The organism is Nonomuraea sp. NPDC050404, assembly GCF_040655495.1.
Taxonomy (GTDB): domain Bacteria; phylum Actinomycetota; class Actinomycetes; order Streptosporangiales; family Streptosporangiaceae; genus Nonomuraea.
In genome coordinates this window covers 1-26,727 of the sequence record NZ_JBFAKB010000049.1, presented here as the reverse complement: position 1 = coordinate 26,727, position 26,727 = coordinate 1, and the positions used below count along the sequence as shown (strand labels likewise).

Annotated in this window: 24 protein-coding genes and 1 pseudogene; 20 read left to right on the top strand and 5 right to left on the bottom strand. The window is 71.0% G+C overall.

Features of this window, described 5'->3' with window-relative positions; all coding sequences use genetic code 11:
* Window positions 1-38 precede the first annotated feature (38 nt).
* The 6 genes and pseudogenes from AB0I81_RS60835 to AB0I81_RS60810 all read left to right on the top strand — a co-directional run.
* Window positions 39-368 carry a hypothetical protein gene (locus tag AB0I81_RS60835; protein ID WP_360679041.1) on the top strand — a complete coding sequence of 110 codons (330 nt, stop codon included), beginning with the start codon at window positions 39-41 and terminating at the stop codon, window positions 366-368.
* A gap of 454 nt (window positions 369-822) precedes the next feature.
* Window positions 823-1,275: a (2Fe-2S)-binding protein gene (locus tag AB0I81_RS60830; RefSeq protein ID WP_360679118.1), complete on the top strand. Its 453-nt coding sequence runs from the start codon at window positions 823-825 to the stop codon at window positions 1,273-1,275.
* Between the two features lie 6 nt (window positions 1,276-1,281).
* Window positions 1,282-2,262, top strand: a complete 981-nt coding sequence (locus tag AB0I81_RS60825; protein WP_360679038.1) for a xanthine dehydrogenase family protein subunit M — start codon at window positions 1,282-1,284, stop codon at window positions 2,260-2,262.
* Window positions 2,259-4,466, top strand: a complete 2,208-nt coding sequence (locus AB0I81_RS60820) for a xanthine dehydrogenase family protein molybdopterin-binding subunit (RefSeq protein WP_360679036.1) — start codon at window positions 2,259-2,261, stop codon at window positions 4,464-4,466. Before AB0I81_RS60825 ends, AB0I81_RS60820 begins: the two co-directional genes overlap by 4 nt.
* Before the next feature lie 68 nt (window positions 4,467-4,534).
* Complete coding sequence (locus tag AB0I81_RS60815) at window positions 4,535-5,473, top strand: NADP-dependent oxidoreductase (protein ID WP_360679033.1); 939 nt, start codon at window positions 4,535-4,537, stop codon at window positions 5,471-5,473.
* Between the two features lie 184 nt (window positions 5,474-5,657).
* Window positions 5,658-7,097: pseudogene (locus AB0I81_RS60810) on the top strand (GMC family oxidoreductase N-terminal domain-containing protein); the annotation flags it as partial.
* On the opposite strand, the gene AB0I81_RS60805 reads toward AB0I81_RS60810, so the two are convergent.
* Complete coding sequence (locus AB0I81_RS60805; RefSeq protein WP_360679031.1) at window positions 7,007-7,681, bottom strand: hypothetical protein; 675 nt, start codon at window positions 7,679-7,681, stop codon at window positions 7,007-7,009. The pseudogene AB0I81_RS60810 and the gene AB0I81_RS60805 overlap by 91 nt on opposite strands.
* Window positions 7,682-7,848: 167 nt before the next feature.
* On the opposite strand from AB0I81_RS60805, the gene AB0I81_RS60800 reads away from it, so the two are divergent.
* The 6 genes from AB0I81_RS60800 to AB0I81_RS60775 all read left to right on the top strand — a co-directional run bounded on the left by AB0I81_RS60800 (window position 7,849) and on the right by AB0I81_RS60775 (window position 13,420).
* A complete protein-coding gene (locus tag AB0I81_RS60800) occupies window positions 7,849-8,382 on the top strand; it encodes a 2,4'-dihydroxyacetophenone dioxygenase family protein (RefSeq protein ID WP_360679029.1) in 534 nt (177 codons plus the stop codon).
* Window positions 8,383-8,418: 36 nt separating this feature from the next.
* Window positions 8,419-9,651: an MFS transporter gene (locus tag AB0I81_RS60795; RefSeq protein WP_360679026.1), complete on the top strand. Its 1,233-nt coding sequence runs from the start codon at window positions 8,419-8,421 to the stop codon at window positions 9,649-9,651.
* A complete protein-coding gene (locus tag AB0I81_RS60790; protein ID WP_360679024.1) occupies window positions 9,648-10,685 on the top strand; it encodes a 2,3-butanediol dehydrogenase in 1,038 nt (345 codons plus the stop codon). The genes AB0I81_RS60795 and AB0I81_RS60790 overlap by 4 nt, the downstream gene beginning before the upstream one ends.
* Complete coding sequence (locus AB0I81_RS60785; protein ID WP_360679022.1) at window positions 10,682-11,401, top strand: SDR family NAD(P)-dependent oxidoreductase; 720 nt, start codon at window positions 10,682-10,684, stop codon at window positions 11,399-11,401. The genes AB0I81_RS60790 and AB0I81_RS60785 overlap by 4 nt, the downstream gene beginning before the upstream one ends.
* Before the next feature lie 52 nt (window positions 11,402-11,453).
* A complete protein-coding gene (locus tag AB0I81_RS60780; RefSeq protein ID WP_360679019.1) occupies window positions 11,454-12,425 on the top strand; it encodes a helix-turn-helix domain-containing protein in 972 nt (323 codons plus the stop codon).
* Window positions 12,426-13,054: 629 nt separating this feature from the next.
* Window positions 13,055-13,420 (top strand): aldo/keto reductase, encoded by a 366-nt coding sequence (locus AB0I81_RS60775; RefSeq protein ID WP_360679016.1) that lies wholly within the window; start codon window positions 13,055-13,057, stop codon window positions 13,418-13,420.
* On the opposite strand, the gene AB0I81_RS60770 is transcribed toward AB0I81_RS60775, so the two are convergent.
* From AB0I81_RS60770 to AB0I81_RS60760, 3 genes are read right to left on the bottom strand one after another with little or no spacing between them, the layout of a single operon-like run.
* On the bottom strand, window positions 13,362-14,384 hold the full coding sequence (locus AB0I81_RS60770) for a substrate-binding domain-containing protein (RefSeq protein ID WP_360679116.1): 1,023 nt from the start codon (window positions 14,382-14,384) through the stop codon (window positions 13,362-13,364). The two genes, AB0I81_RS60775 and AB0I81_RS60770, sit on opposite strands and share 59 nt — an antisense overlap.
* A gap of 27 nt (window positions 14,385-14,411) precedes the next feature.
* Window positions 14,412-15,824, bottom strand: a complete 1,413-nt coding sequence (locus tag AB0I81_RS60765) for an amidase (protein ID WP_360679013.1) — start codon at window positions 15,822-15,824, stop codon at window positions 14,412-14,414.
* Entirely contained in the window at window positions 15,821-17,101 is a 1,281-nt protein-coding gene (locus tag AB0I81_RS60760) for an MFS transporter (protein ID WP_360679011.1), read from the bottom strand. The genes AB0I81_RS60765 and AB0I81_RS60760 overlap by 4 nt, the downstream gene beginning before the upstream one ends.
* A 384-nt stretch (window positions 17,102-17,485) precedes the next feature.
* Here AB0I81_RS60760 and AB0I81_RS60755 point away from each other — a divergent pair, with 384 nt between their 5' ends.
* From AB0I81_RS60755 to AB0I81_RS60720, 8 genes are read left to right on the top strand one after another with little or no spacing between them, the layout of a single operon-like run.
* Window positions 17,486-18,244 carry an FCD domain-containing protein gene (locus AB0I81_RS60755; protein ID WP_360679008.1) on the top strand — a complete coding sequence of 253 codons (759 nt, stop codon included), beginning with the start codon at window positions 17,486-17,488 and terminating at the stop codon, window positions 18,242-18,244.
* Complete coding sequence (locus AB0I81_RS60750) at window positions 18,241-19,704, top strand: aldehyde dehydrogenase (protein ID WP_360679005.1); 1,464 nt, start codon at window positions 18,241-18,243, stop codon at window positions 19,702-19,704. The genes AB0I81_RS60755 and AB0I81_RS60750 overlap by 4 nt, the downstream gene beginning before the upstream one ends.
* A gap of 51 nt (window positions 19,705-19,755) precedes the next feature.
* On the top strand, window positions 19,756-21,066 hold the full coding sequence (locus tag AB0I81_RS60745) for an MFS transporter (protein ID WP_360679002.1): 1,311 nt from the start codon (window positions 19,756-19,758) through the stop codon (window positions 21,064-21,066).
* A gap of 32 nt (window positions 21,067-21,098) precedes the next feature.
* Window positions 21,099-22,598, top strand: a complete 1,500-nt coding sequence (tcuA, locus tag AB0I81_RS60740; RefSeq protein WP_360678999.1) for an FAD-dependent tricarballylate dehydrogenase TcuA — start codon at window positions 21,099-21,101, stop codon at window positions 22,596-22,598.
* Window positions 22,595-23,458 carry an isocitrate lyase/PEP mutase family protein gene (locus AB0I81_RS60735; RefSeq protein ID WP_360678996.1) on the top strand — a complete coding sequence of 288 codons (864 nt, stop codon included), beginning with the start codon at window positions 22,595-22,597 and terminating at the stop codon, window positions 23,456-23,458. The genes tcuA and AB0I81_RS60735 overlap by 4 nt, the downstream gene beginning before the upstream one ends.
* The gene (locus tag AB0I81_RS60730) at window positions 23,455-24,339 is read left to right on the top strand and encodes an NAD(P)-dependent oxidoreductase (RefSeq protein WP_360678994.1); all 885 of its coding nucleotides are present in this window, start codon (window positions 23,455-23,457) and stop codon (window positions 24,337-24,339) included. The genes AB0I81_RS60735 and AB0I81_RS60730 overlap by 4 nt, the downstream gene beginning before the upstream one ends.
* Entirely contained in the window at window positions 24,332-25,108 is a 777-nt protein-coding gene (locus tag AB0I81_RS60725; protein ID WP_360679113.1) for an N-acyl homoserine lactonase family protein, read from the top strand. Before AB0I81_RS60730 ends, AB0I81_RS60725 begins: the two co-directional genes overlap by 8 nt.
* A 12-nt stretch (window positions 25,109-25,120) precedes the next feature.
* Window positions 25,121-26,212 (top strand): PrpF domain-containing protein, encoded by a 1,092-nt coding sequence (locus tag AB0I81_RS60720; RefSeq protein ID WP_360678992.1) that lies wholly within the window; start codon window positions 25,121-25,123, stop codon window positions 26,210-26,212.
* Between the two features lie 137 nt (window positions 26,213-26,349).
* On the opposite strand, the gene AB0I81_RS60715 is transcribed toward AB0I81_RS60720, so the two are convergent.
* Entirely contained in the window at window positions 26,350-26,724 is a 375-nt protein-coding gene (locus AB0I81_RS60715; protein ID WP_360679111.1) for a TetR-like C-terminal domain-containing protein, read from the bottom strand.
* Window positions 26,725-26,727: the final 3 nt, after the last annotated feature.

Here is a 26,727-nt window from a genome sequence, read left to right as displayed (position 1 = left end):
CTGACTGGGACAACCAGATCCGCGGCTGTGTCGCCCGGTTGCGCGCCCAGGCCGGCACCGCGCCGGACGCGCCCGACCTGACCAGCCTGGTCGGTGAACTGCTGTTGAAGAGTCCCGACTTCGCCAGGCTCTGGGAGCGTTATGACGTGACCGGTCGCAAGCCCATCCGCAAGACCTTCCACCATCCGCATGTGGGCACCATCAGCCTCAGCGCCCAGTCCATGACGCTGGAAGGCACCCCCGGTCAGCGGCTCGGGGTCTATGTCGCCGAGCCAGGAAGCCCGGACTACGATGCGATGCTGCTGCTCGACCTGACCGCACCCGAGGCCGCCGCGCATCAAGCGAGGGACGAGGCGCAGCGTCCCTGACCCGCCTGTGCGAGGCGACAAGCGTGAGGGGTTGCGCCATTCCCCTGAACGCCGTTCCCCGGCACAGCACGCCCTGCCACGAGGCTCACCGAACCGCGAGTCTGACGGTGTGGCCGGGCACCGTTCCGATCACGGTGTCAAGCCCGCGCTTGCACACCCCTACGCGCCATGCCTGCATCAACGATGAGAGACACCGGCCGAACCCACCGGCACCATGCGCACGACCACTGATCCCCTCCACCGCACTGAGAGAGTGGCCATGTCTACCGACCTACCCGAGCCGGCCGTCGCCCCCGCGGCGGGATCCGCGACCGCCCCATCCCGGCGCACGTTCATCGCGACCTCCACCGCCGTCGGTGGTGTCGCCGCGACCGCGAGCCTGACCACGGCGCCGTCCCGGGCCGCCGCGGCGGGCTCCGCAGAGAGGGCCGCCGAGGCGCCGCCCGCCAGCCGGGTGACGCTGTCGGTCAACGGCGACCGGCACACTGTCCAGGTCGACAACCGCACGTCGCTGCTGGACCTGCTGCGCGAGCACCTCGGCCTGCCCGGCACGAAGAAGGGCTGCGACGCCGGCGCCTGCGGGGCGTGCACCGTGCTGGTCGACGGGCGGCGGGTCAACTCCTGCCTCACTCTGGCCGTACGGCTGGACGGGGCGAAGGTCACCACCATCGAGGGCCTGGCCGACGGCGACCGGCTGCATCCGCTGCAGCAGGCCTTCATCGACCAGGACGCCTTCCAGTGTGGCTACTGCACCCCCGGCCAGATCGTGTCCGGCGTCGGCTGCATCAAGGAGGGCCGCACCGGCTCGGATGCGGAGATCCGGGAGTGGATGAGCGGCAACATCTGCCGCTGCGGCTGCTACACCAAGATCGTGCGCGCGGTCCAGCAGGCCGCGGGCCGGAAGTGAGCGGCCATGTACCCCTTCACCTTCACCAAGGCCGCCACCGCCCGTGAGGCGATCGACGCCGGCCGGCGCGGCGGACGCTACATCGCCGGCGGCACCACGCTCGTCGACCTGATGCGCGAGACCGTCGAACGCCCCGAAGCCCTGGTCGACATCGCCGCCCTGCCCCTGGACGAGATCACCGTCACCGGACGCGGGGCGCTGCGCATCGGCGCCCTGGCCCGGATGGCTGAGACCGCCGCCCACCCCCAGGTCCGCACCCGCTACCCGGTCATCTCCCAGGCCCTGGAGCTGAGCGCGTCCGCCCAGTTGCGCAACATGGCCACGATCGGCGGCAACATCATGCAGCGCACCCGCTGCACCTACTTCCGCGACGTGAGCGCCGCCTGCAACAAGCGCCGGCCGGGCTCAGGCTGCGCCGCCCTGCAGGGCATCAACCGCAGCCACGCCATCCTCGGCACCTCCGACCAGTGCGTGGCCACCCACCCCTCCGACGTCGCCGTCGCCTTCGCGGCCCTGGAGGCCACCGTGCACCTGCTCGGCCCGGACGGCGAGCGCACCGTGGCCTTCGCCGACTTCCTGCTCCAGCCCGGCAGCACACCGGACCGCGAACACAACCTGCGCCCCGGCGAGCTGATCACCGCCGTGGAGATCCCCGTCCACCCGCGCCCGCTGAAGTCCGGCTACCTGAAGGTCCGCGACCGGCAGTCGTACGAATTCGCGCTCACCTCCGCGGCTGTGGCCCTGCACCTGCGCGGCGGTGTGATCCGCGAGGCGAAGATCGCCGCCGGCGGCGTGGGCACCGTGCCGTGGAAGCTGCCCGCCGTCGAACGGCACCTCATCGGCCAGCGCCCCTCCGACGCGCTGTGGGCCTCGGCCGCCGCGCTCGCCGCCGACGGTGCCCGCCCCCTGGCGCACAACCGGTTCAAGGTCGAACTGCTCAAACGCACCGTCGAACGCCAGCTTCGCATCGTGGGAGGAACCGCATGAGCCCGCAGCCGCAAGACGCCGTCGGCGCGCCGCTGTCGCGCGTGGACGGCCGGCTGAAGGTGACCGGCCAGGCGGCCTACGCCGCCGACCACGGCACCGCGCACGGCATCGACGGCATCGTGCACGCCGTCGTCGTCACCAGCAGCGTCGGGCGCGGCCGTATCACCGCCATCGACGCCAGCGCCGCCGAGGCCCAGAGCGGTGTGCTGAAGGTGCTCAGCCACCGCAACGCTCCCACGCTGCCGTACCGGCCCAACCCCGGCTCGCTCAACCTCCCGGGCGAACGCCTGCACGTCTTCCAGGACGATGAGGTCCGCTTCCACGGCCAGCCGGTGGCCGCCGTGATCGCCACCACGCTGGAGGCCGCCCAGCACGCCGCCGGCCTGGTGAGAGTCGACTACGACGCCGAGCAGCCCGTGACCGACCTGGTCGGCGCCCCGGCGAACGAGCCGCCCGCCGCCTACGCCCGCGGCGACGCCGAGGCGGCATTCAACGCCGCACCCGTCCGTCTGGAGATGACCTACCGGCTGTCGCGCACCCACCACAACGCGATGGAACTGCACGCCACCGTCGCCCGCTGGAGCGGCGCCCGGGTCACCGTGTGGGAGAAGACCCAGTGGGTGCAGAGCACCCGCGACGAACTCGCCGCCGTGTTCGGCATCCCCGCCACCGACGTGCGCGTCATCTCGCCGTTCGTCGGCGGCGCGTTCGGCAACGCCGCCCGCTGCTGGCCGCACACCGTGATCGCCGCCCTGGCCGCCCGCGAGGTGGGCCGCCCGGTCAAGCTCGTGCTGACCCGCAGGCAACTCTACTCCGGGGCCGGGTTCCGGCCCGCCTACGAGTACAAGGTGCGCCTGGGCAGCGACCGCGAGGGCCGGTTGGCCGCGATGACCCACGACCTGCGCGCCGAGACCTCGCGATACGAGAGGTTCAGCGAACGCGGCGTCCTGTCGCCGGGCCAGATGCTTTACACCACCCCCAACGTCAGCCAGGCCTACCGCACGGTGCCGCTGGACGTGAACACGCCCACCCCGATGCGCGGCCCCGGCTACTCCACTGCCGCCTTCCCCATCGAAAGCGCGCTCGACGAACTCGCCCACGAACTCGGCATCGACCCCGTCCAGCTGCGCCTGCGCAACGAACCCGAAAGCGACCAGGCCAGCGGCCTGCCGTTCTCCACCCGCCGCCTGCGCGAATGCCTGAACACCGGCGCCCGCGAGTTCGGCTGGAACCGCCGCGATCCCAAGCCCGGCCGGACCCGCGACGGCGACTGGCTGCTCGGCACCGGGGTGGCGACCGCGGTCTACGACACCCTCCGCGCCCCCGCCCAGGCCCGCGCGCGGCTCAACGCGGACGGCACCGCCCTGGTCGAGTCGGCCACCAGCGACATGGGCCCCGGCACCTACACCTCCATGACCCAGATCGCCGCCGACGCCCTCGGCCTGCCCGTACGGCAGGTGACCTTCCGCCTCGGCGACACCATCATGCCGCCCGCGCCCGTCCACGGTGGCTCTCTCACGATGGCCAGCATCGGATCCACCGTCCAGGACGGCTGCGACAAGCTGCGCCTGCAGGCGATCCAGCTCGCCGTCGACGACGAGAAGTCCCCGCTGCACGGCGCCGCGCCCGAGGACGTCGTCGTCCGTGACGGCCGGCTCCACCTCAAGGACGACTCCGGACGCGGCGAGACCTACCGGCAGCTCCTGACCCGCAACAACCGCACCCACCTCGAGGCGGACGGCGCCTACACCCCCGCACGACCGCAGGCCTCCATGTACGCCTACGGCGCGGTGTTCGCCGAGGTCGCCGTCGACCGGCGGCTGGGCCTGGTCCGGGTCCGGCGCATGCTCGCCGTCTACGACGCCGGCCGCATCATCAGCCCCAAGCTCGCCGACAGCCAGGCCATCGGCGGCATGGTCGGTGGCATCAGCGCCGCCCTGCTGGAACACACGCTCACCGACCCCCGCGACGGCCGGATCGCCAACGCCAACCTGGCCGACTACCTTGTCCCGGTCAACGCCGACGTCCCCCAGCTCAAGGCCATCTATCTGGACGGCCGCGACGAGGTCGCCGACCCCATCGGCGTCAAGGGCCTCGGCGAGGTTGTCCTGGTCGGCGTGGCGCCCGCCATCGCCAACGCCGTCTTCCACGCCACCGGCCGCCGCGTCCGTGAGCTCCCCATCACCATCGACGCCCTGCTCTGAAGGGTGCGGCCGTCGGCCGCACGCCACCCACACGGAACGTTCGAATGTGATCACATATTGTCACCCTTATGAGGGCGGTAGGGGCACAACGGTTCGGCGGTCCGCAGGTGCTGGAAGTCCTGGACCTGCCCGTGCCCGACGCGGGCCCGGGGCAGGTACGGATCCGCGTCCGCGCGGCGGCGGTGAACCCGACCGACACGATGCTGCGCGGCGGCGCGGCCATCTCCGCCTGGCGGCAGAAGGAGCCGCCGTACGTACCGGGCATGGACGCGGCCGGCGTCGTGGCCCAGATCGGCGCGGGCACACAGACCGACCTGCGGGTGGGGGACCGGGTCATGGCCGTGGTGGTGCCGGTCGGCCGTCACGGCGCCTACGCCGAGCAGATCGTGCTGCCCGCCGACTCCCTCGCGCGATCCCCCGTGAACGCGACCGATGTGGAGGCGGCGACGCTGCCGATGAACGGCCTCACCGCCCGGCTCGCGCTGGACGTCCTCGTCCTGCGCCCCGGCCACACGGTGGCCGTCACCGGCGCCGCAGGAGCCGTAGGTGGGTACACGATCGAGCTGGCCAAGGCCGCAGGTCTGCACGTGATCGCCGACGCCGCGCCGATGGACGAGGCGCTGGTGCGTGAGCTGGGCGCGGACGTGGTGCTGCCCCGCGGAGACGACTTCCCCCGCCGCGTCCGGGCGCAGGTGCCGGAGGGCGTGGACGGCGTGGTGGACGCTGCGCTGCTGGAGCGCACGGTGCTCCCCGCCGTTCGGGACGGTGGCCGTATCGCCACCTTGCGCCGCTTCGAGGACGCAGGCGAGCGGGGCGTCACCTTCCATCCAGTGGTCGTCTCCGAACACGCCAGGGAGGCGGACAAGCTGGAGCGGCTGCGTCAGCAGGCCGAGGCGGGCGTGCTGACGCTGCGTGTGGCGCACGTACTGCCCATGGAAGAGGCGGCGGAGGCGCACCGCATGCTGGAGGCGGGTGGAATCCGCGGCCGCATCGTGTTGACGTTCTGAGGCGCGCGGGCCCCGGTCGCACGTGTACACCCGTGGACAACACCTGTGCCTTGCAGAACAAGCTTCCGCCAGGTCTGGTCGGTGACAGTGTTCACATAGCCCGCGCCCACTCGGTGCGTGTTCCGACAGGTGTGGGTGGCCGGGGAGGAGCGGCGCATGCCGCGGTGGAGCGCCCAGGAGCGTGATGACCTTGAACGCCCAAGACCCGACGGACGCCCTGGAGGCCGAGTACGACCACATCGTGGTCGGTGCGGGTTCGGCCGGGTCCGTGCTGGCCCGCCGGCTGGTCGACGCCGGACGCAGTGTCCTGCTGGTCGAGGCGGGTGGCAGGGACACGAAGCCGGAGATCCACGATCCCACCAATCTGTGGGCGCTGTGGGAGAGCGAGGTCGACTACGCCTACCTGACCGAGCCGCAGGAGCACGCCGACGGTACCGTCGTGTTCTGGCCGCGTGGCAAGGTACTCGGAGGCTCGGGCGCCCTCAATGGAATGATCTACGTCCGGGGCCATCGGAGCGACTATGACAACTGGGCCTACCACGGCGCGCACGGCTGGTCCTACGAGGAGGTCCTGCCCTACTTCAAACGCTCGGAGGACCACGAGGACGGCGAGTCCCGCTACCACGGCGCCAGGGGCCCGCTGCCTGTGCGGCACAACCGCGATCCTGACCCGGTCTCCACGGCGTTCCTGAACGCAGCGGTGGAGTACGGCATCCCCCTCAACCCTGACTGCAACGGCGAGGACGTTCTCGGTGCCGGCTACACGCAGCTCAACATCGTTGACGGGAGGCGAGTCAGCGCCTGAACCTCCTTCATCCAGCCGATTCTCGGCGACCCTCTGCTCGCCGTGGAGACCGATGCGCAGGTCCGCGCGCTGACGTTCACGGGAGACAGATGCACCGGAATCGAGGCGGTGCGCGACGGGCGCACCCACAGCGCCCGGTCCCGGCATGACGTCATCGTGTCGGCGGGAACCATCGGGTCGGCGCAGTTGCTCCTGCTGTCGGGAATCGGCCCGGCCGACGAGCTGCGCGCGCTCGGCCTGCCGGTCCGCGCGGACCTGCCCGGCGTGGGGCGCAACCTGCACGACCACCTGCTTGTCCCGGTGGTCTGGGAGTCGGCGCGACCGCTGGCGCAGCCGCGCGCCAACCGGCTGGAAGTACAGTTCTTCGCCAAGAGTGACCCGGCGATGGCCGTCCCCGACCTGCAGCCGCTGATGGCCTCGATGCCGCTCCCGGTGCCCGGCTATGACGTCCCTGCCCAGGCGTACGGCGTCCTGGCCGGACTGATTCGCCCGCTCAGCCGGGGCCGCCTGTGGCTGCGTTCGGCCGACCCCCGGCAGGCGCCCGTCCTTGACCCGCAGATCTTCGCCGAGCCCCAGGACCTGACCGCCATGCAGGCGTCGGTGGAGATGTGCCGCGACATCGGCGAAGGCAAGGCGCTGGCCGACTGGCGGGTGCGTGAGGTGGCTCCCGGCCCGCAGGTCAAGACCGCCGACCGGCTTCGTGCCTACATCCGCCGCACGGTGATCAGCTACCACCACCGGGTCGGCACCTGCCGGATGGGCGTCGACAGCCAGGCCGTGGTGGATCCGGCCCTGCGGGTGCACGGGCTGGCGAATCTGCGGATCGCCGACGCCTCGGTGATGCCCAGCGTGCCCTCTGGCAACACCAACGCGCCCACCAGGTAGCGCAGGGAGATGTGGTGCGCCTGAGCGATCATGGATGGAGACAGCTCCGTGTCGCACAGTCGCTGTTCGACGAAGGCGTGGATCTTCAGTAGCAGGGCTCGTCGGTGTGTTGCCGCGGGCAGCTCGGCCAGGCATTCGAGCTGCCCGGCGAACGCGGCGGCCAGCAGGTCCAGCAGGGCTTCCTCCAGCGGCGCCGACACCTGTGCGCTGGGCTGACGGAGGCGGTCGGCCAGGTCGGTCAGGAACCGGGAGACCAGCGCGCCCATACCGTGACTCCCTGATACCCGCCAGGCGGTCAGTCTCGCGACGTCCTGCGGGCGGACTCGCAGCCGGTGGCGGGGGAACATCAGCACCAGCATCGCGAACCGGTCGTCGAAGGCCAGTTCGTAGGGCCGGGTCGTGTCGTAGATCGCCAGATCACCCGGTGCGAGCGCGCTTTGCCGGCCGTCCTGGGCCAGCTTCGAACCACCACGCAGCTGCACCCCGACCTTGAAGTACTCGGGATCACCCCGGCGCACAAGGGCCGGTCCCCGTTCTCGTCGACGCGCAGCAGACCCTCGGGTCCTCGCCCTCGCCGCCGACGGATGTCCGAAATCTGCAAGCGACCAGGTCTTCCACGGGAAAGACGGCACCGGCCCCTCCAGGGTTCACTTCCGGGAAACACGCCACGAAAGGGGCCGTTCACATGCCCGACATGCCCACCGGAGAGTTCTGGAAGGACCTCAAGCCGATCGAGAACTCCTTCCGCCCCGATGCCTTGCCCGAGGTCTACCTGTCGCAGGTGGCCACGGACGACGACCGCTACTACGTGCCGTTCACCGAGACAGTCGGCTCCCGGCCGCTGTGGATCAACGTCAAGGACAACAGCTGGGCCGACATTCTGCGGGCCAAGGAGGCAGGGCTGGTCAATCGGCACTACCACCCGCACGAGGTTTTCGCGTACACGATCTCCGGCAAGTGGGGCTACCTGGAGCGGCCCTGGACCGCGACCGCGGGGGACTTCGTCTACGAGGCCCCGGGGGAGGGCCACACGCTGGTCGCCTACGACAGCGGCGAGCCGATGAAGACGTTCTTCATCGTCAAGGGCCCGCTCATCTGGCTGGACGAGAACGGCGAGCCCGACGGCTTCTTCGACGTCCACGACTACATCAAGATGTGCCGCGAGCACTACGAGAGGGTCGGGATCGGCGCCGACTACGTCAACTCCCTGTTTCGCTGAGCTCCGGCGCACCCCCCTTCTCGAAGTGAGATCGTCATGACCGACACCCCCTCCACCGCCGCGCCGGACGCCCGCACGGCCGACCGGTACGAGATCCGCCTGCTCGTCATCCTCTTCCTGTCATTCGGGTTCGTCTTCTTCGACCGCCAGGCGCTGTCGTTCCTCGCCCCGTACATGGACAAGGACTTCGGCCTGTCCAACGCCGAGCTCGGCACTCTTTCCGGCGTGCTCGCCCTCACCTGGGCGCTGGCCGGCATGTTCGCCGGGCGCCTGTCGGACGCGCTCGGCCGGCGCAAGCCGATCCTCATCGTGGCCGTGGTGCTGTTCTCGCTGTTCTCCGCCTCGTCCGGGCTGATGGGCGGGTTCGCCGGGCTGCTCGTGGCGCGGGCGCTGATGGGCACGGCCGAGGGTGCGGTGCTGCCGATGGCGCAGTCGCTGATGGTCGAGGCCTCCCGGGAGAGCCGCCGGGGCCTCAACATGGGCCTGTTGCAGGGCTCGTCGGCGGGGCTGCTCGGCGGCATCCTGGCACCGCTGGTCGTGGTCTGGATCGCGGAGACCTACGACTGGCGCGTCGCGTTCTACGTCACGATCGTCCCGGGGCTGATCATGGCCGTGCTCATCTGGAAATTCGTGCGCGAGCGGTCGCCCCGCGCGCAGCATACGCGGGAGGGGGAGAGCGCGGTCAAGGTGCCGCTGGGCGAGGTGCTCAGGCTGCGCAACATCGTCGTCTGCATGCTCATCGCCTGCTGCTACCTGACCTGGTTCGTCACCATCATCACCTTCACCCCGACCTTCACGCCCGGCACGATGAGCGGCGTCATGACCTGCCTTGGCGCGGCGTGGGTGCTGTGGGGATTCGTCACCCCGGCCATCTCCGACCGGATCGGGCGCAAGCCGGCGCTGATCGGGTTCACCGCACTGGCGGTGTGCTGCCCGCTCGCGGTGGTCTATGTCGGGAACCCCGTGCTGCTCGGCGCGATCATGGTGGTCACCTACACCGGGCTCGGCTGCTTCACCCTGTTCATGGCCACGATCCCGGCCGAGACCGTGCCGCGGGCAGCACTCGCCACCGCGCTCGGCGTGATCATGGGCGTGGGCGAGCTGGCCGGAGGGTTCCTCGGGCCGATGATCGCGGGCTGGGCGTCCGACCAGTGGGGGTTGCAGGCCGCGATGTTCATCGCCGCGGGCGGCGCGGTGGTCGTGGTGGCACTCTGCTTCGCGCTGAAGGAGACGGCTCCCGCCGTGCTGCGCCGCCGGGCGGTCGCATGAGGGCGGCGGTCTGGTACGGGGCCAAGGACATCCGGGTCGAGGACGTGCCGGTGGCACCGCCCGGGCCCGGCGAGGTGACGATCGAGGTGGCCTACTGCGGCATCTGCGGCAGCGACCTGCACGAGTACGCCGACGGGCCGCATGCGATCCCCGTGGACGAGCCGCACCCGGAGTCCGGTGTGGCCGCGCCGCTCGTCCTGGGGCACGAGTTCTGCGGCACCGTGAGCGACGTCGGCGCCGGCGTCACCGCTCTCGTGCCGGGCGACCGGGTCGCGGTGGAGCCGCACTACCGGTGCGGCGCCTGCTCCCGGTGCCGGGCGGGGGAGTACAACATCTGCCGGCACTTCGGGTTCGCCGGACTCATGGGGCACGGCGGGCTGGCCGAGCGGGCCACCGTGCCCGCGTACATGCTGCACCGGCTGCCCGAGCAGGTCTCGCTGGAGCAGGCGGCGGTGTTCGAGCCGGCCGCCGTCGCGCTGCACGCGGTACGGCGGGCCGGGATCCGTCCCGGTGAGAGCGTTGCCGTCCTCGGGCTGGGCCCGATCGGGCTGCTCGTGGTTCAGTTCGCGGCCCGGTACGGCGCCGGGCGCGTCGTTGCCGCCGACCTGTCTGCGGCCCGCCGCGAGCTGGCCCTCCGCCTGGGAGCGGCCGAGGCCGGCGCCGACCTGGCCGGCGTGACCGGCGGCGAAGGAACCGACGTCACGTTCGAGGCGATCGGTGCACAGGACACCCTGCGCGCCTGCCTGGCCGCCACCCGGCGCGGCGGGCGGGTGATGCTCCTCGGCCTGGCCGGCACGGTCGCCGTGGACGCCTTCGCCCTGGTGAACAACGAGCAGACCATCATGACCAGCGTGGGCTACCGCGACACCTATCCCGAGCTGATTCGCATGGTCGCGGAGGAGGGGGCCGACCTGGCGCGCATCGTCACCGCCACCGTCCCCCTGGAGCACGTCGTACGCGACGGATTCGAGGCGCTGCTGCGCGGACAGGAACAGGTCAAGGTGCTGGTGCGACCCGGGGAGCGACGTCGATGAACGAGGAGTTCGCTGGACGGCGGGCGTTCGTGACCGGCGGCACCTCCGGGATCGGCGCGGCCACGGCCGTGCTCCTCGCCGAGCTGGGCGCCGAGGTGACCGCGCTCGGCCTGCCGCCCACCGACTCCGCCGACCTGCCGGACCACCCTCGCGTCCGCGTCGTGGTGCACGACGTGCTGGACCGCCCCGGCCTGACCGGCCTGCTGTCGGCGGGCGAGCCGCTGGACGTCCTGGTGAACTGCGCGGGCATCAGCCACGACCGAGAGGAGTACGACCTGACCCGCTGGCAGCGGGTCATCGAGATCAACCTCACCGCGACGATGGTCGCCTGCCAGGCCGCCCGCCCCGCCCTGGCCGAGCACGGCGGCGCGGTGGTGAATGTCTCGTCCATGTTCGCCTACTCCGGCAGCAGGGACCGGCCCGCCTACAGCGCCAGCAAGGGCGGCGTCTCCCAGCTCACCAAGTCGCTGGCGGCCGAGTACGCTCCCGACGGCATCAGGGTCAACGCGGTCGCACCCGGCTTCGTGCTCACCCCACTGGCCAGAGGCGTGCTCGACGACCCCGAGGCGGCGGCCCAGGTGCTGGCCCGCATCCCGGCAGGGCGGCTGGGGCGGCCGCGCGAGGTCGCCTCGGTGGTGGCCTTCCTGTGCTCGGCGGCGGCCTCGTACGTCACCGGCGCGGTCGTCCCTGTGGACGGAGGCTATCTGGCCGTGTGACCCGTCACCTAAGCTGAGTCCCCCTGACATGCACGAGCATCAGGAGGTCGACTTGCCCGCCCTCTCCGTGATCTCCCAGGCCACCACCGAGCACGTCGAACCCGCCGACCGCATCCACTACTGGGAGGACTACAACCGCAAGGCGCTCGTCGGCCTGTCCTGCACCTCCTACTCCGAGCAAGGCCTGCTGGCCAGGCAGACCAACCTCGAGCTGGGCGGGCTGCGGCTGGCCGAGATCGCCGGCAACGCCCACGTCATCGAGCGCAGCCCCCTGACGGTCCGGTCCACGCCCAAGGACTCGGTGTTCGCGACGCTGTTGCTCAAGGGGGAGGCGGTGTTCCTGCACGAGAACGGCTGCCTCGCCGCCACGGCAGGCGAGTTGGTCGTCTACGACACGCGCCGGCCGTACCTGTTCGGCTTCTCCTCCTCGATGCGCCAGATCCTGGTGGACGTGCCCCGCGAACTGTTCACCCAGGAGTGCGTGGGCGGCGGACTGTCCGGGCCGATGCTGTTCGGGCGTGGCACGGCGCACGAGGGAGCGCTGGTGGCCGCGCTGGGCTCGCTGCTGGGCGGGCTGGCGGCGCCCCACGGCGGGCACGATCCCGCCGACGCCGAGCGTGCCGTGCTCGACCTGCTGCGGCAACTCGCCGAGGAGCGTACGGGCGGGCGGCCGGGGCCCGGCGCCTATCGGTCCCAGCTCATCGTGGCCGAGGACTACATCGACCGGCATCTGCACGACCCCTGCCTCGGCGCCGCGCAGGTGGCCGGGATCATGGGCATCTCCGTGCGGCACCTGGCGCGCATCTTCGAATCCACTGGCACGACCCCGGCACGACACATCACGGAACGCCGCCTGATCAGGGCGCACGAGGAGCTCACCGGACCCCGGGCGCGAGCGACGACGATCGCCGATGTCGCGCACCGGTGGGGATTCTCCAGCCAGGCTCACTTCGCTCGCCTCTTCCGCGCCAAGTTCGGCCTCACGCCGAGCGAGGCCCGTGTGCAGCGGAAGCCGGCCTTCTGATCCCACGCACACGGCGCTTCAGCACTCCGACCGTCTTGGGGTAGGGAAGATCCTCGTTCGGTCCGGACGCCTGGGACGAGCTGAACGTCATCGCTCCGGGCGCGAACTACGGCCGGCCCACCGTCGAAGGTGTCGCCCGCGATGATCTCTGCACCGACCCGTTCAGCAGTGGAGCCCACAGGAGGCGAGCCTGAGCGGCATGACCGCCCACGACGGGCGTCTCTACATCGCCAACCTCCGCGGCCGATCAGTCCGGACGGTCGGCATCGATGACCTCACCACCTCGACGACTCACTAGGCGCGCCAGTTCGGGCGCCTTCGCGATGCGGTCATCGCGCCCGGCGGCGCGATCTGGGCCGTCACCGGCAACACCGGCGGGCGAGAGACGTGAGCGGGACTGCAGAAGCGAGGTGAAGAGGGGTGATGTTTCTGGGGTCACCGGTGTCGCTGCGGGGGCATGCCCGCAGAGTGCCGTGGCGGCCGTACCGATGCTGCCTGATAGGGAAGAGGATCCACATGGAGTACAAGCATCTGGGCCGCAGCGGTCTGTGGGTTAGCCGGCTCGCCTTGGGCACGATGAACTTCGGCATGACCACTGATAAGCCCCATTTCCCACGCCATCATGGGCGATGGAAGCGGGGATCAACTTCTTCGACACCGCCGACGTCTACGGCGGCCCGCAGTCCCCGGACATGGCCAAGGGCTACGGCGTCTCCGAGGACATCATCGGCCGCTGGCTCGCCCAGGACCCCGGCCGTCATGACCGGATCGTCCTGGCGACCAAGGCCTACCTGCCGATGGAGACCGGCCCCAACGACCGGCGCCAACGACCGGCGCCAACGACCGGCGCCTGTCGGCCTACCACATCCGCCGCGCCTGCGGTCCCGGTGTACATCTGCTCGCTCGCATCCCCGGGTGTCCGTGTCGTCACACCTATCAAGGGCGAGCGCTCGACGCACGCACGACCAGTTCGGGGACAAGCCGTTCGGACGTGACCTGTTCCCCTTTCAGCAGTCGCACCAGCAGGTCGATCCCGCGGTGCCCCATTTCGCGCATGGGGGAGCGGACGGAGGTGAGGGGTACCGGCAACTCGACGGCGAGTGGCGTGTCGTTGAACCCGGCGACGGCCACATCCGCCGCCACGCGCAGGCCGTGGTCGCGGATGGACCCCAGAGCACCGATGGCGGCGAAGTCGTTGACGGCGAAGACGGCCGAGGGCAGGTCGGGTCCGTTGAACAGGTGGTCGGCGGCAGTGTGGCCGCCGCGGGCGTCGAAGGTCGAGTGCACGATCCGGTGCTCGGGAATCGGGATGCCGGCCTCGCGGAAGCGGTCAGCGAAGCCCGCCGTCCGGTCGATTCCCGTGCTGGCGTGCGGCTCTCCCGCGATGACCGCGACGCGGGTGTGTCCGAGGTCGAGGAAGTGCTCAGCGACGAGGCGCCCGCCGAGATAGTCGTCGCACGTGACTGCGGGATGTTCGCCTGCCCGCCGGTTGACCAGGACGAACGGCACACCGCCGGCGGCGAGGCCGTCGAGGAAGACGGCGTCGACGTGCGCGTCGCCGAAGATCATGCCGTCGACGCGGCGGGCGAGCACCATGTCGGTGCGTGCCCGCCGCGTGTCAGGGTTGTCCCGGGTGTTGGCGACGAAGGTCGACAGGCCGTGTTCGGCGGCGGCTTCCTCGATGCCCTCGTAGATCGTGGCGAGCACGAGGTCGGACAGCCGTGGCACCAGGACGCCGATGAGGTTGCTGCGACTGGTCCGCAGGCTGGTGGCGTGGGGGTTGGGCCGGTACCCGAGCTCGTCGGCGAGCCGGCGGACTCGTTCTATCGTGCCGCGGGATGCCACGCGCCCGCCCTGGCCCGGTTTGGCGTGGAGGATGCGCGACACCGTCGAGACGTGAAGTCCCAGCCGGTCAGCGATGGCCTGTAGCGTGACCGGTCGAGTTCCGTTCGCGCCCACGATCTCCTCGGCGTCCGGTGACAATGTTCACCGGATCGTAACATGCATCCCGTCAGGTCCCTGCCTGCTCGGCTCCGTCCACCCCTGGGTGTGCAGCGCCTCAACCGCGGAGGCCGCGTCGAGCAGCCGGTTCTCATGGCCGGGTTTGGCGATCAGTTGCACGGATTGCGGCAGCAGCCGGCCCTGCGGCCGCACCGGAACGCTGATCGCGGGAAAGCCGAGCAGGCTCCACGGTGAGGTGAGCGCGAGGAGCGCGTCGCGCGGGTGGTCCCAGCCGGGCACCAGCCGGTCGCCGAGGCGAGGCGCCTGAATCGGGACCGTGGGCATGATGAGCACGTCGATGCGTGCGAGCCGTTCGCCGATCTCGGTGCGCAGGCGTTCGCGTAGCCGCAGGGCGGTCACGTACTCCCAGCCCTTGATGCCCGCGGCGCTGCGCAGGCGTTCCAGCACTTCAGGATCGAACAGCTCGGGGGCGTTGTCGATGCGTTCGTGGTGAATCGCGTAGGCTTCGGCGCCCTGAACGGCAGCGTAGGCGGCCGCGCTCACGCTCATCTCGGGCACGGGAACGTCGGCGGCGTCGGGCAGGCCGCGGAGCACCTCCTCCAGCGCGTGCCGCTGCTCGCTGGCGACACGGTCGTCGAGTTCGCTGCGCATTCTGGCCAGACGCAGATCTTCGATGCGGCCCGGGTCCGGCGTGTACACGGGCTTGCCGGCCACGACCGACCAGAGCAGGGCCGTGTCCGTGACGCCGGCGGCGATCGGGCCCACAGTGTCCAGCGTCGGCGCCAAGGGGAAGACACCGTCGGACGGAACCGTCCCCGACGTGGGGCGCAGGCCCACCGTCCCGCACAGGGCGGCGGGGATGCGGACGGAGCCGCCCGTGTCGGTGCCCAGCGCGACCGGGACGAGCCCGGCGGCGACGGCGGCGGCCGAGCCGCCGCTGGAACCGCCGGCCATCAGCGACAGGTCGTGCGGGTTGCGGACCGGCCCGGTATGGGCCCGGTCTCCGGTGGGTCCGTAGGCGAATTCGTGCGTGTGGGTCTTGGCCGCCACCACGGCGCCGGCCTGTCGCAGGGCGGCCACGGCAGCGGCGTCGGTGGCCGGCACGTGGCCGGCGAAGTGCCGTGATCCCATCGTGGTACGCAGGCCGGCCGTGAAGATGAGGTCCTTCACGGCGACGGGAATGCCCTGCAGGGGGCCGCGGTCCAGGCCGGCGGCGAGCTCGCGGTCGGCCTGGACCGCGGCGCGCATCGCTCCGCCCTCATCGACGGTCACGAAGCAGCCGAGAGCGGGACCGTGCTCGGCAGCGGCGGTGAGGAAGGCACGGACGAGGTCGGTGGCGCTGACCTCCCTGCGGCGCAGCCGCGCGGACAGATCGGCGACCGAGGCTCCGGCGAAGGGCCCGACTCCTGCCAAGGAGACGGTGGCTCGCCCCGTCATGCGCCAGTTCCTGCCGTGGCAGCGCGCACACCCGGCCGGACCAGCAGCATCACCACGGTGCCGATCCCCGTCACCACGGCGGTGGCCACGAACATCGAGCCGTAGCCGTGAGCCGCGACCAGGAAGCCCGTCAGGGTCGGGGCGACGATGGTGGCGGTGTTGGTGATGAAGTGGCTGATGCCGCCGAAGGTGCCGGCTCGGGTGGGGGCGGTGTCAATGATGACGGTCCAGTACACGGAGTTGGGCAGGAAGTTCAGCGCGTTGCCCACGGCCATCATGGCCAGAACCGCCCACACGCTGGGCAGAGCCGGGATCGTGCTGAAGCAGAGCATGGCGAGGAAGAGGGATACGGCGGCGAAGCCGCTGCGCGCCACCCAGAGGCTTCCGGTACGCCTGCGCAGCCAGTCCGAGATCTTGCCCCCGGCCAGGACGGTGAAGCAGGCGCCGATCCACGGAATCATGCCGAGGTACCACAGGGAGCCAAGCTGGAACCCGAACTGGTCCTGAAGGTATTTGGGCGTCCAGGTGAGGATCATGAAGTTGACGTACTGGAAGGCGAAGTAGCCCAGGGCGTTACAGACCAGGGTGCGGCTGCGGAAGAAGGTCCACCACGGGACTTTGCCGACCTCAGTGGCCACGCTGCGCTCTTCGGCCAGCATCGCGTCAGTGCTGCGGATCAGCGCGAGTTCCTCGCGCGAGACGCGGGGATTGTCCTCGGGCAGGTCGGTGAAGATCCGCCGCCAGACGATGATCCATGCAAAGCCCAGCAGCCCGAGGATCACGAACAGCCATCGCCAGCTGTCGGTCAGTGCGAGGATGCCGACCGCGACCGGCGCGGTGAGCAGCGCGCCGAGCGGGCTGCCGAGCAGGCCCACGGAGGCGGCGAAGCCGCGCTCGCGGACGGTGGCCCAGTTCGCCATCGTCCGGTTGATGGTGGAGAAGGCCGGGCCTTCGGCGGCGCCGAACAGCACCCTGAACACCGCGAACCCGGCGAGCGCGGAACCGCCGAAGAGCAGCATGCCGATGTTGCCCGCGAACGCCATGCAGACTTCGAAGACCGACCAGGTGGCGCACGACCACACCCAGACCCAGCGCGGCCCCTTGCGGTCGGCGAGGACTCCGCCGAGCAGGGCGCCGACCATGTAGCCGTAGCCGAAGTAGCCGAGCACCTGGCCCCAGGCCACCTGGTCGAGACCGAACTCCTCGATGATGGGATTGGCCGCGTAAGAGATCGCACCACGATCCACGTAATTGATGATCGTGATGACCACGATCATCGCAAAGATCGTAAACCTGAAATTCCTTCCTGGGCGTGCCGCCTGACTTTGCTGTGTGGCCGCCTGGTTCTGCGTCATCCGAGTGTCCGCTCTCGCTGGGGGGACCGCTGCCCAAACGTTTGGGCCAAACGTTTGGGCAGAGCGTAGGAGCGAGGCGCAAAAGGTGTCAAGGTCAGCTTCCGGACGTATCGGTTGGGAAGGTCGACGGCGGCGTCAATCGGTTGCCTCCGACGAAGAAAACCGGGCGAGACAAGACCTTGGGTCTGCATGGCGCCGGGACAGAGCCGTGAAGGAAGGGCCTCATTGTTCCCTGTTGGCTCTTGTGCGGAGCAATATTCGGTCCTACGGTGTCGTCTGTCGACAGACGACAGATTGGCAGGTTCGATGTCCCCCGCACGTGACCGCAAAGGACTGCCGGATGGCTTCGACAGTTCGGTGTTCCAGGCTCGTCGCTTCGCCGACGAGGTCGCCACGATCATCCGGCAGCTCATCCTGTCGGGTCAGTTCGAGCCGGGAGAGCGGCTGAACGAGCTCAACCTGGCGGAGACGCTGTCGATCAGCAGATCGCCGATCCGCGAAGCGCTGCAGGCGCTGGCCGCCGAGGGGCTGGTGCGGGCGGTGCCCGGGCGCGGCATGTTCGTGGCCTCTTTCGACGCCGACACTTTCGACCAGCTCGTCGAGGTGCGGCAGGCGCTGGAGTGCAAGGCGGCCGCACTGGCGGCGGAGCGGGCGGACGACGACCTGATCGAGGCGCTGGGGCGGCTGCTGGCCAGCACGGAGGAGGCGCTGGCAGACCCGAGCCAGCCCTATCCCCGCGACCTGGACTTCCACCAGCAGGTGCTCGACATGAGCGGCAACCTCAAGCTGGTGGAGACGGCCAGGAGCGTGGGGTTGCAGTTCCAGCTCGCCAGGGCGCGCTCGGGTGAGGAGCCGGCCCGTGCCCAGGCCGCGTACGAGGAGCACTTCCGCATCTTCGAGGCGATCCGCGCGCGGGATCCAGAGGCGGCCGGTGCGGCCATGCACACCCACCTGGATGCCTCCCGCCGCAGCGTCAGGCAACTGCTGGAGGGCACCGGCGGCGACCGCAAGCGGGGAGCCGGCCGTGGCCTGGGCCTCGGCCGGCCAGAAGGAGAGCGGCCGTGAAGCAGGCCCGCATGGTCATCGACGGCCGTCCGGCGGACGGGCGCGACCGGTTCGAGTCGATCAACCCGTACACCGGCCAAGCCTGGGCGACCGTGCCCGCGGCGACGGCCCGCGACGTCGACCGCGCCGTCGAGGCCGCCCGGCGAGCCTTCCGCGACACGTGGCGGAGCACGCCCGGCCTGCAGCGCGCCCGGCTGATGACGGCGCTGGCCGACCTGCTCGAATCCCGCGCCGAGAGCATGGCCAGGATGGAGAGCCGCGACAACGGCAAGGTCATCCGCGAGACGAGCAACCAGATGGTCTTCGCCGCGCGCAACCTGCGCTTCTTCGCGGGTTACGCCGACAAGATCTACGGCAGGACCGTTCCACTCGACCATCCCGGCGTGTTCGACTTCACCCGCCGCCGCCCGTACGGCGTGGCCGAGCTCGTCACCGCCTGGAACTCGCCCATCGCGCTGCTGGCCAACAAGCTGCCCGCCGCGCTGGCGGCAGGCAACACCGTGGTGGTCAAGCCGTCAGAGCACGCGTCGGTGACCACCTGCGAGCTCGGCCTGATGGCCGTCGAGGCCGGCTTCCCGCCGGGCGTCGTCAACGTCGTCACCGGCGACGGCGCGGTCGGAGACCTGCTGACCGCGCATCCGGGCATCGACAAGATCAGCTTCACGGGTGGCAGCGCGACGGGCACCCGCATCGCCGAGACGGCCGCCCGCCGCCTGATCCCGCTCACCCTGGAGCTGGGCGGCAAGTCACCCAACATCGTCTTCGACGACGCCGACCTCGACCGCGCGGTCGGTGGCGCCGTCGCGGGCATCTTCGGGGCGGCGGGGCAGACGTGTGTGGCCGGCTCGCGCCTGCTGGTGCACCGGCGCGTGTACGAGCAGGTGAGCGAGGCCGTCGTGCGGCGGGCGGCCGCGATCCGGCTGGGTGACCCGCTCGACCCGGGCACCGAGATGGGCCCGGTGGCCAACCGCCCCCAGTTCGACCGGATTCTCGGCCTCATCGACGCGGCCGGGGGCGAGGGTGCGACCCTGCTCACCGGTGGGGGGCCCGCTGAAGGCCACGGCAAGGGCCTGTTCGTCCAGCCGACCGTCTTCGGCGACGTCTCACCCGGGATGTGCGTCGCCACCGAGGAGATCTTCGGCCCCGTCCTGTCGATCATCCCGTTCGACGACGAGGACGAGGCCGTCAGCATCGCCAACGACACCGACTACGGCCTGGCCGCGGGGGTCTGGACCCGTGACCTCGACCGGGCCCACCGCGTCATCGACCGCCTGGAAGCCGGCGCGGTCTGGGTCAACACCTACCGCAGCACCGCCGCCCAGGCCCCCTTCGGCGGCATCAAGCGCAGCGGCTACGGCCGCGAGCGGGGCGAGGAAGCACTCGCCGAGTACACGTTCGTGCAGAACGTCATGATCGACTACTCGGGCGCGGCGCGCGATCCGTTCTCCATCCGCACCTGACCTCGCGCCAAGCCTCCTCACCCCCACAGCACCCCTTCATGGAGGTGACCCATGTCCGGACAGAGCCGACGCGTCGCGCTCGCGACCCTGATCGGTACCACAGTCGAGTGGTACGACTTCTTCATCTACGGCACCTCGGCCGCCCTCGTTCTGAACAAGCTCTTCTTCCCCGAGTTCTCACCCACCGCGGGCACCCTGCTGGCCTTCGCCACGTTCGCCACCGGCTGGCTCGCCCGCCCCATCGGCGGTGTGCTCGCCGGGCACTTCGGCGACCGGCTCAGCAGGAAGACCATGCTCGTGGTCACCGTCATCGTCATGGGCGTGGCCACCATGCTGATCGGCCTGCTGCCCACCTACGCGAGCATCGGCGTGGCCGCGCCCGCCCTGCTGGTCACCCTTCGCGTGGTGCAGGGGCTGGCGGTCGGCGGCGAGTACGGCGGCGCCGTCGTCATGGCCGTCGAGCACGCCCGTGACGGCCGGCGCGGTCTGGCGGCGAGCTGGCCGCAGATGGGCGTGACCGCCGGGCTCGTGCTCGGCACCGCCGTCTTCTACGCCTTCTTCACCGGCATGTCCGAGGATGCCTTCCAGTCCTGGGGCTGGCGCGTGCCGTTCCTGCTCAGCTTCGTGCTGGTCCTGGTCGGGCTGGTGATCAGGATGCGGATCGTGGAGAGCCCCGCCTTCCGGGACGCCAAGCAGGCGCACACGGTCGTGCGCATGCCGCTGGCCGAGGTGCTCAGGCGCCACCCCGGCAGGGTCGTGCTGCTGATCGCCGCCCACATCGCGCCCAACACCTACTTCTACACCTTCGCCACCTTCATCCTGACCTACGCCACGACCACGCTCGGCTACTCCACCAGCACCGTGCTGGTCGCGGTCAGCGTCGCCGCGCTGATCGAGACCGGCACGCTGCCGGCCTTCGCCCACCTGTCCGATCGCCTCGGCAGAAGACCCGTCTACATCGGCGGCCTGATCTTCCTCGCGGTGTGCACGTTCCCCTTCTTCTGGCTCATCGACGGCGGCTCGACCCCGCTGCTGTTCGCCGGCATCGCCGTCTGCATGGCCGTCGGGCACTCCGCCGTGTACGGCACCCAGGCCAGTTTCTTCTCCGAGCTGTTCCCGACCTCGGTCCGCTACACCGGCCTGTCGCTCGGCTACCAGGTGGCCGGCGCGCTGTTCGGCGGGCCGCTGCCCATCATCGCCACAGCGCTCGTCACCTCCGGCGACGGACGGCCGTGGTACTTCGCCGGGTACATGGTGCTCACCGCGGTGATCAGCGCGGTGGCCGTGTACCTGGCGCCCGAGACCTCCCGGCTGCGCTTCACCGACCCGCAGCGGGTCGCCGACGCGGCGCCGAGCCGATGACCTTCACCCATCCCGACCGAAAGGAAGAACCCTTGTCCAAGACGGAGACCGACGTCGTCATTGTCGGCGCGGGCAACGCGGGCCTGGTGGCCGCGCTCGCCGCGCATGAGGCCGGCGCCCGCGTGATCGTGCTCGAGGCGGCGAGCCGGGAGGAACGCGGCGGCAACAGCCGCTTCTCCGGCGGCATCTTCCGCGCCGCCCACGACGGCCTGGACTCGATCCGCCCCTTGCTCACCGCTTCGGACGACGAGGTGCTGCCGCGCGTGTCCGTCGCGCCGTACACCAAGCAGCGCTACACCGACGACTGGCTGACCACCTCCATGGGCCGCCCGCCGCGCGAGCTGGTCGACACCGTGGTCGGCGACTCCTTCGCGACGCTCCAATGGATGCAGGCCCAAGGCGTGGAATGGGAGCTGACCGCCAACAAGCTCTTCGACCTCGACAAGCTCGACCGCGTCAACGCGATCCCGCCCGGCGGCGCGATCCGCGCCAAGGGCGAGGGAGTCGGCCTGATCGAGCGGCTGTTCGCCGCCGTCGAACGGGCCGGCATCGAGGTCCGGTACGACGCGCCCGCCGCCGGCCTGATCACCAGGGGCGCCACCGTCGACGGTGTGCTGGTGCGCCGTGAGGAGGGCTTCGACGAGGTACGTGGCGCGGTCGTGCTGGCCAGCGGCGGCTTCGAGGCCAACCCGGAAATGCGGCTGCGCTACCTCGGCCCCGGCTGGGACCTGGTCAGGGTACGCGGCACCCGGTTCAACACCGGCACCATGCTCACCCAGGCGCTGCTGGCCGGGGCGCTGCCGGCGGGGCACTGGGGCGGCTGTCACGCCAGTCCGCAGGACGCCGCCCACCCGCCCGTCGGTGACCTGCGCATGACCGACAAGCTGAGCCGCTACTCCTACCCGTACGCGCTCCTGGTCAACGCCGAGGGGCGGCGCTTCGTCGACGAGGGCGAGACCGAGGTCTGGCTCACCTACGCCAAGACCGGCAGCGCGATCATGCGGCAGACCGGGGGAGTGGCGTACCAGATCTTCGACCAGAAGACCGCCCACCTGCTGGAGCCGCGCTACCGCACCGGCACGCCCGTCCAGGCCGACACGCTGGAGGAACTCGCCGAGCGGCTCGGACTGCCCGCGGACGCGCTAACCGGGACCGCCTCGGCCTTCAACGAGGCCGTCGCCGGCGACGCCGCCACCCGGTTCGACCCGATGCGGCTCGACGGGCTCGCCGCCCGTCCACCCGGCCAGCCGCCCAAGTCGAACTGGGCCCAGGCCCTGGACAAGCCGCCGTACGTGGCGTACGCGGTCACCTGCGGCATCACCTTCACCTACGGCGGCCTGAAGATCGACCCGCGGGCACGCGTCGTGGACACCACGGGACGGCCGATGCCCGGCCTGTACGCCACCGGCGAGATCGCCGGCGACTTCTTCTACCACAACTACGCCGCCGGAGCGGGCCTCGTCCGCGGCGCGGTGTTCGGCAGGATCGCCGGACGGAACGCGGCGGCGCGAGCCGCGGGTGATGCCGGGTGAGCACTCTGCGCACGCTGATCGGCTCGGGCCGGCTGCTGGTCGTGCCCGGCGCCGCCAACGCCCTGACCGCGCGGGTGATCGAGGACTGCGGCTTCGAGAGCGTCTACGTCACCGGCGCGGGCCTGGCCAATACCCACCTCGGGGTGCCGGACATCGGGCTGCTGACCTTCAGCGAGCTGGTCGCGCACGTGGCGGCCATTCGCGAGGCGGTGAGCGTGCCGCTCATCGTGGACGCCGACACCGGGTTCGGCAACCCGATCAACGTCCGCCGTACCGTACGTGACCTGGAACGAGCCGGCGCCGGCGCGATCCAGATCGAAGACCAGACCTTTCCCAAGCGGTGCGGCCACTTCGCGGGCAAGACGGTCATCCCCACCGAGGAGATGATCACCAAGATCCGCGCCGCCGTTGACGCCCGGCGCGACGACGACACCCTGATCGTGGCCCGCACCGACGCGCGCGCCGTCGCCGGCCTCGGCGAGGCGTGCGCGCGGGCCAACGCCTACCGCGACGCCGGTGCCGACGTGGTGTTCCTGGAGGCGCCTCGAACGGAGGCCGAGATCGAGACCGTCGCGGCCGAGGTGCGCGGCCCCCAGATCATCAACCTGGTGCACGGCGGCGTCACCCCCATGCTGCCCGAGCGGCGGCTGAGCGAGCTGGGTTTCGCCATCGCCCTGCACGCCAACCTGCCGCTGCTGGCCGGCATCAAGGGCATCCAGGACGCCCTGAACACCCTGCGCGCGGGCACCGCGCCGGGCGAGGCCCAGCTCGCGAGCTGGGCCGAACGCCAGCGGCTGGTCAGGCGGGCGGAGTTCGAGGAGTTGGAGGCGCGCTACACCACTCAGGAAGGAACCTCATGAGCATCAGACTCGGCTTCATCGGCCTCGGCGTCATGGGCGGGCCGATGTGCCGCAACCTCGTGCGCCGCTCCGGCGTCCCGGTGACGGCGTTCGACCTGAACGCCGACGCCCTGGACGCCTGCGAGGCCGGACGGGCCGGCTCGGCCGCCGAGGTGGCCCGCCGCAGCGACATCGTCTTCCTGTCGCTGCCCGCCGCCCCCCACGTGGAGTCCGTCGTCCTGAACGACGTGCTCCCGCACGCCCGCCCCGGGCAGACCGTGGTGGACCTGAGCACCTCGCCCGTCGAGTTGGCCCAGCGCCTGGCCGCCATGCTGGCCGGAGAGGGCCTCACCTTCGTCGACGCGCCCGTCGCCCGCACCAGGCAGGCGGCCATCGACGGCACGCTGAGCATCACCGCCGGCGCACCCGACGCCACCGCGTACGCGCGGGTCGAGCCGTACCTGCGCTGCATGGCCACCGAGGTGCGGCACTGCGGCCCGCCCGGCGCCGGCGCCCTGGTCAAGCTGCTCAACAACCTCGTCGTCTTCGAGACCGTCGTCGCCCTGGCCGAGGCGGTCACGCTGGCCCGGCGCACCGGGCTGGTCAGCGACGACACGCTCTTCGACGCGCTGGGGGCGGGCTCGGCGGCCAGCTTCGTGCTGGACAACCACGGCCGCAAGGCGTTGCTGCCCGACACCCACCCGCGCGGCGCCTTTCCCGCCGCGTACATGCGCAAGGACATCGGCTACGTCCTCGACCTGGCCGAGCAGGCCGGCGTGCGGCTGCCCGCCGGGCACCTCGCGCACGACCTGCTCGGCGCCGCCTGCGAGCAGGGCCACGCGGAGGAGTACCACACCGTGGTCGTCCGCCTGATCGAACAGGCCGGTGACGGCGATGCATGAGGTGTACGCCGTCAAGTTCGGCCAGCACCCCGGCGGCAGGCGAGGCCAGTACTTCTACGGCTCCGCCGCCGAGCCGATGGACGAACCCGCGCAGCTCGACTACTTCGTCTGGCTCATCCGGTCGCCCGGCCAGGACATCGTGTTCGACGCGGGCTTCACCGCCGAGATCGCGGCGCGCCGCCGCCGCGAGCACTGGTACGCGCCTTCGCGGGCGCTGGCAGACCTCGGCGTCGACCGAACGGCGGTGCCGTACGTGATCCTGTCCCACTTCCACTACGACCACGTCGGTGACGTCGAGGCGTTCACCGGCGCCCGGTTCGTCGTGCAGGCCAGGGAGATGGCGTTCTGGACGGGCCGGCACGCCGCCCGCCACGAGTTCCGCAGGCTCGTCGAACGCGAGGACATCGAACGGCTCGCCGGGTACGGGCTCGACGGACGGCTGCTGTACGCCGACGGCGAGCACGAGGTGGTACCCGGGGTGCGCGTGCACCACGTCGGCGGGCACACCGCCGGGCTGCAGATCGTCAGCGTCGCCACCACCCGCGGCACCGTCGTGCTGGCCGCCGACGCAGCCCACCTGTACGCCAACGTCGAGGACGACGCCCCCTTCGGTGTCCTCACCGACCTGCCCGCCATGTACGACACCTTCGACCTCATGCGCGCCCTGGCCACCTCACCCGACCTCATCGTGCCGGGACACGACCCCACCGTCCTGACCAGGTTCGACCCGGTCGACGGCCTCGACGGCCGCGCCGTCCGCATCGCCTGACGAGAGGAAGCCATGGACGCACCGATCCCCGCCGTGCTGATGCGCGGCGGCACCAGCAAGGGCCTGTTCCTGCACGCCCGCGACCTGCCGCCGCCCGGCCCCGCGCGCGACGCCCTCATCCTCGACCTCATGGGCAGCCCCGATCCCATGCAGATCGACGGCCTGGGCGGCACCCACTCCAGCACCAGCAAGGTCATCGTGGTCGAGCCGGGGCGCGACGGCGACGACGTGTGCTACTGGTTCGCCCAGGTCGGGATCGACCAGCCGATCGTGGACTGGTCAGGCAACTGCGGCAACCTCACCACCGCCGTCGGCCCCTTCGCCATCGACGAGGGGCTGGTGGCCGCCGTCGAGCCGGTGACACGCGTCCACCTGCGCAATGGCAACACCGGCGTACGCATCCTGGCCGAGGTGCCCGTACGTGACGGCCGGAGCCGCACGGAGGGCGAGCACCACATCCCCGGAGTCCGGCGGCCCGGCGCGCCGGTCGTCACCCGCTACCTCGATCCCGGCCCCGGTCTCCCCACCGGCTGTCCCTCGCAAGAGCTGGGCACCCAGCCGGTCGAAGTGACGATCCTCGACATCACTCATCCGTACGTCTTCGCCCGCGCCGAGGCCCTGGGCGTGGACCTGGCGCGCTCCAGCCCTGGCCGGCTCAACGAGGATGCCGCGCTCCTGGCCCGGCTGGAACAGGTGCGCGGCGAGGCAGCGGTGGCCATGGGACGGGCGGCGTCGCCGGACACGGCGTCACGCGAATCACCGATCGTGCCGCGCATCATGCTGGTGGGCGAACCCGCTGACCAGGGACACCACCTCAGGGCGCTCGGCGTGTCCATGGGCAGGATCCACCACACGCTGCCGATGACCGGCGCGTTGTGCCTGGCCGCCGCCGTCCGCCTGCCGGGCACCGTCCCGGCTGCGGTGGCGGCCGGCGTGACGGGGGAGGAGGTCCGCATCAAGCATCCGAAGGGCGTGGTCGGCGTTCTCGCCGACGTCGATCCCTCGGGCCGGCCACCTGTGCGCTCGGTGGGCGTGACCAGGACGGCCCGTCGGCTCATGTCAGGCATGGTTCACCCGGGGAGCGACATCGGGCAACGCCGTTAAGCGAGGCGTCACAATCGCGCTACCTGGGCTGCCAGGCCCGCCTGAACCGCGATCGGTTCCGGCCCACCCGACGGCAGCCGGCCGGTCAGCGAGCAGCCGGGCCTTGACAACGTGTTCACCACGTCGCTTCGGTCCATTTACGCGTGGTCGAGGTGGGCCAGTGTGGTGATCAGGCGCTGGGCGATGTCCGGCGGCCACGGGAAGGCGACGGTCCCCGCTCGCTGGTGAGCCAGGCCGTGCAGGCCCAGCCACAGCGCGACCGTATCGGCGGCAGGGTCGGTGCTGGTGGCCAGCCCGGCGGCGAGGCAGCCGTCCATCACCTCACGGAGTAGGTCCATGCATTCGCTGCCCAGCGCCGCCATGTCGGCGCCTCCGTCAGGGAGGTCTCCTCCAGCGCGGGCATCCACAGGCCGCCGAACATGGGACGCCGTGATGGCGGTCAACGCCCGCGGCTCGTTCTTCTTCGCCCGTGAGGCGTTCCGCGCGATGGGCGAACGTGGCGGAGGAGCCATCGT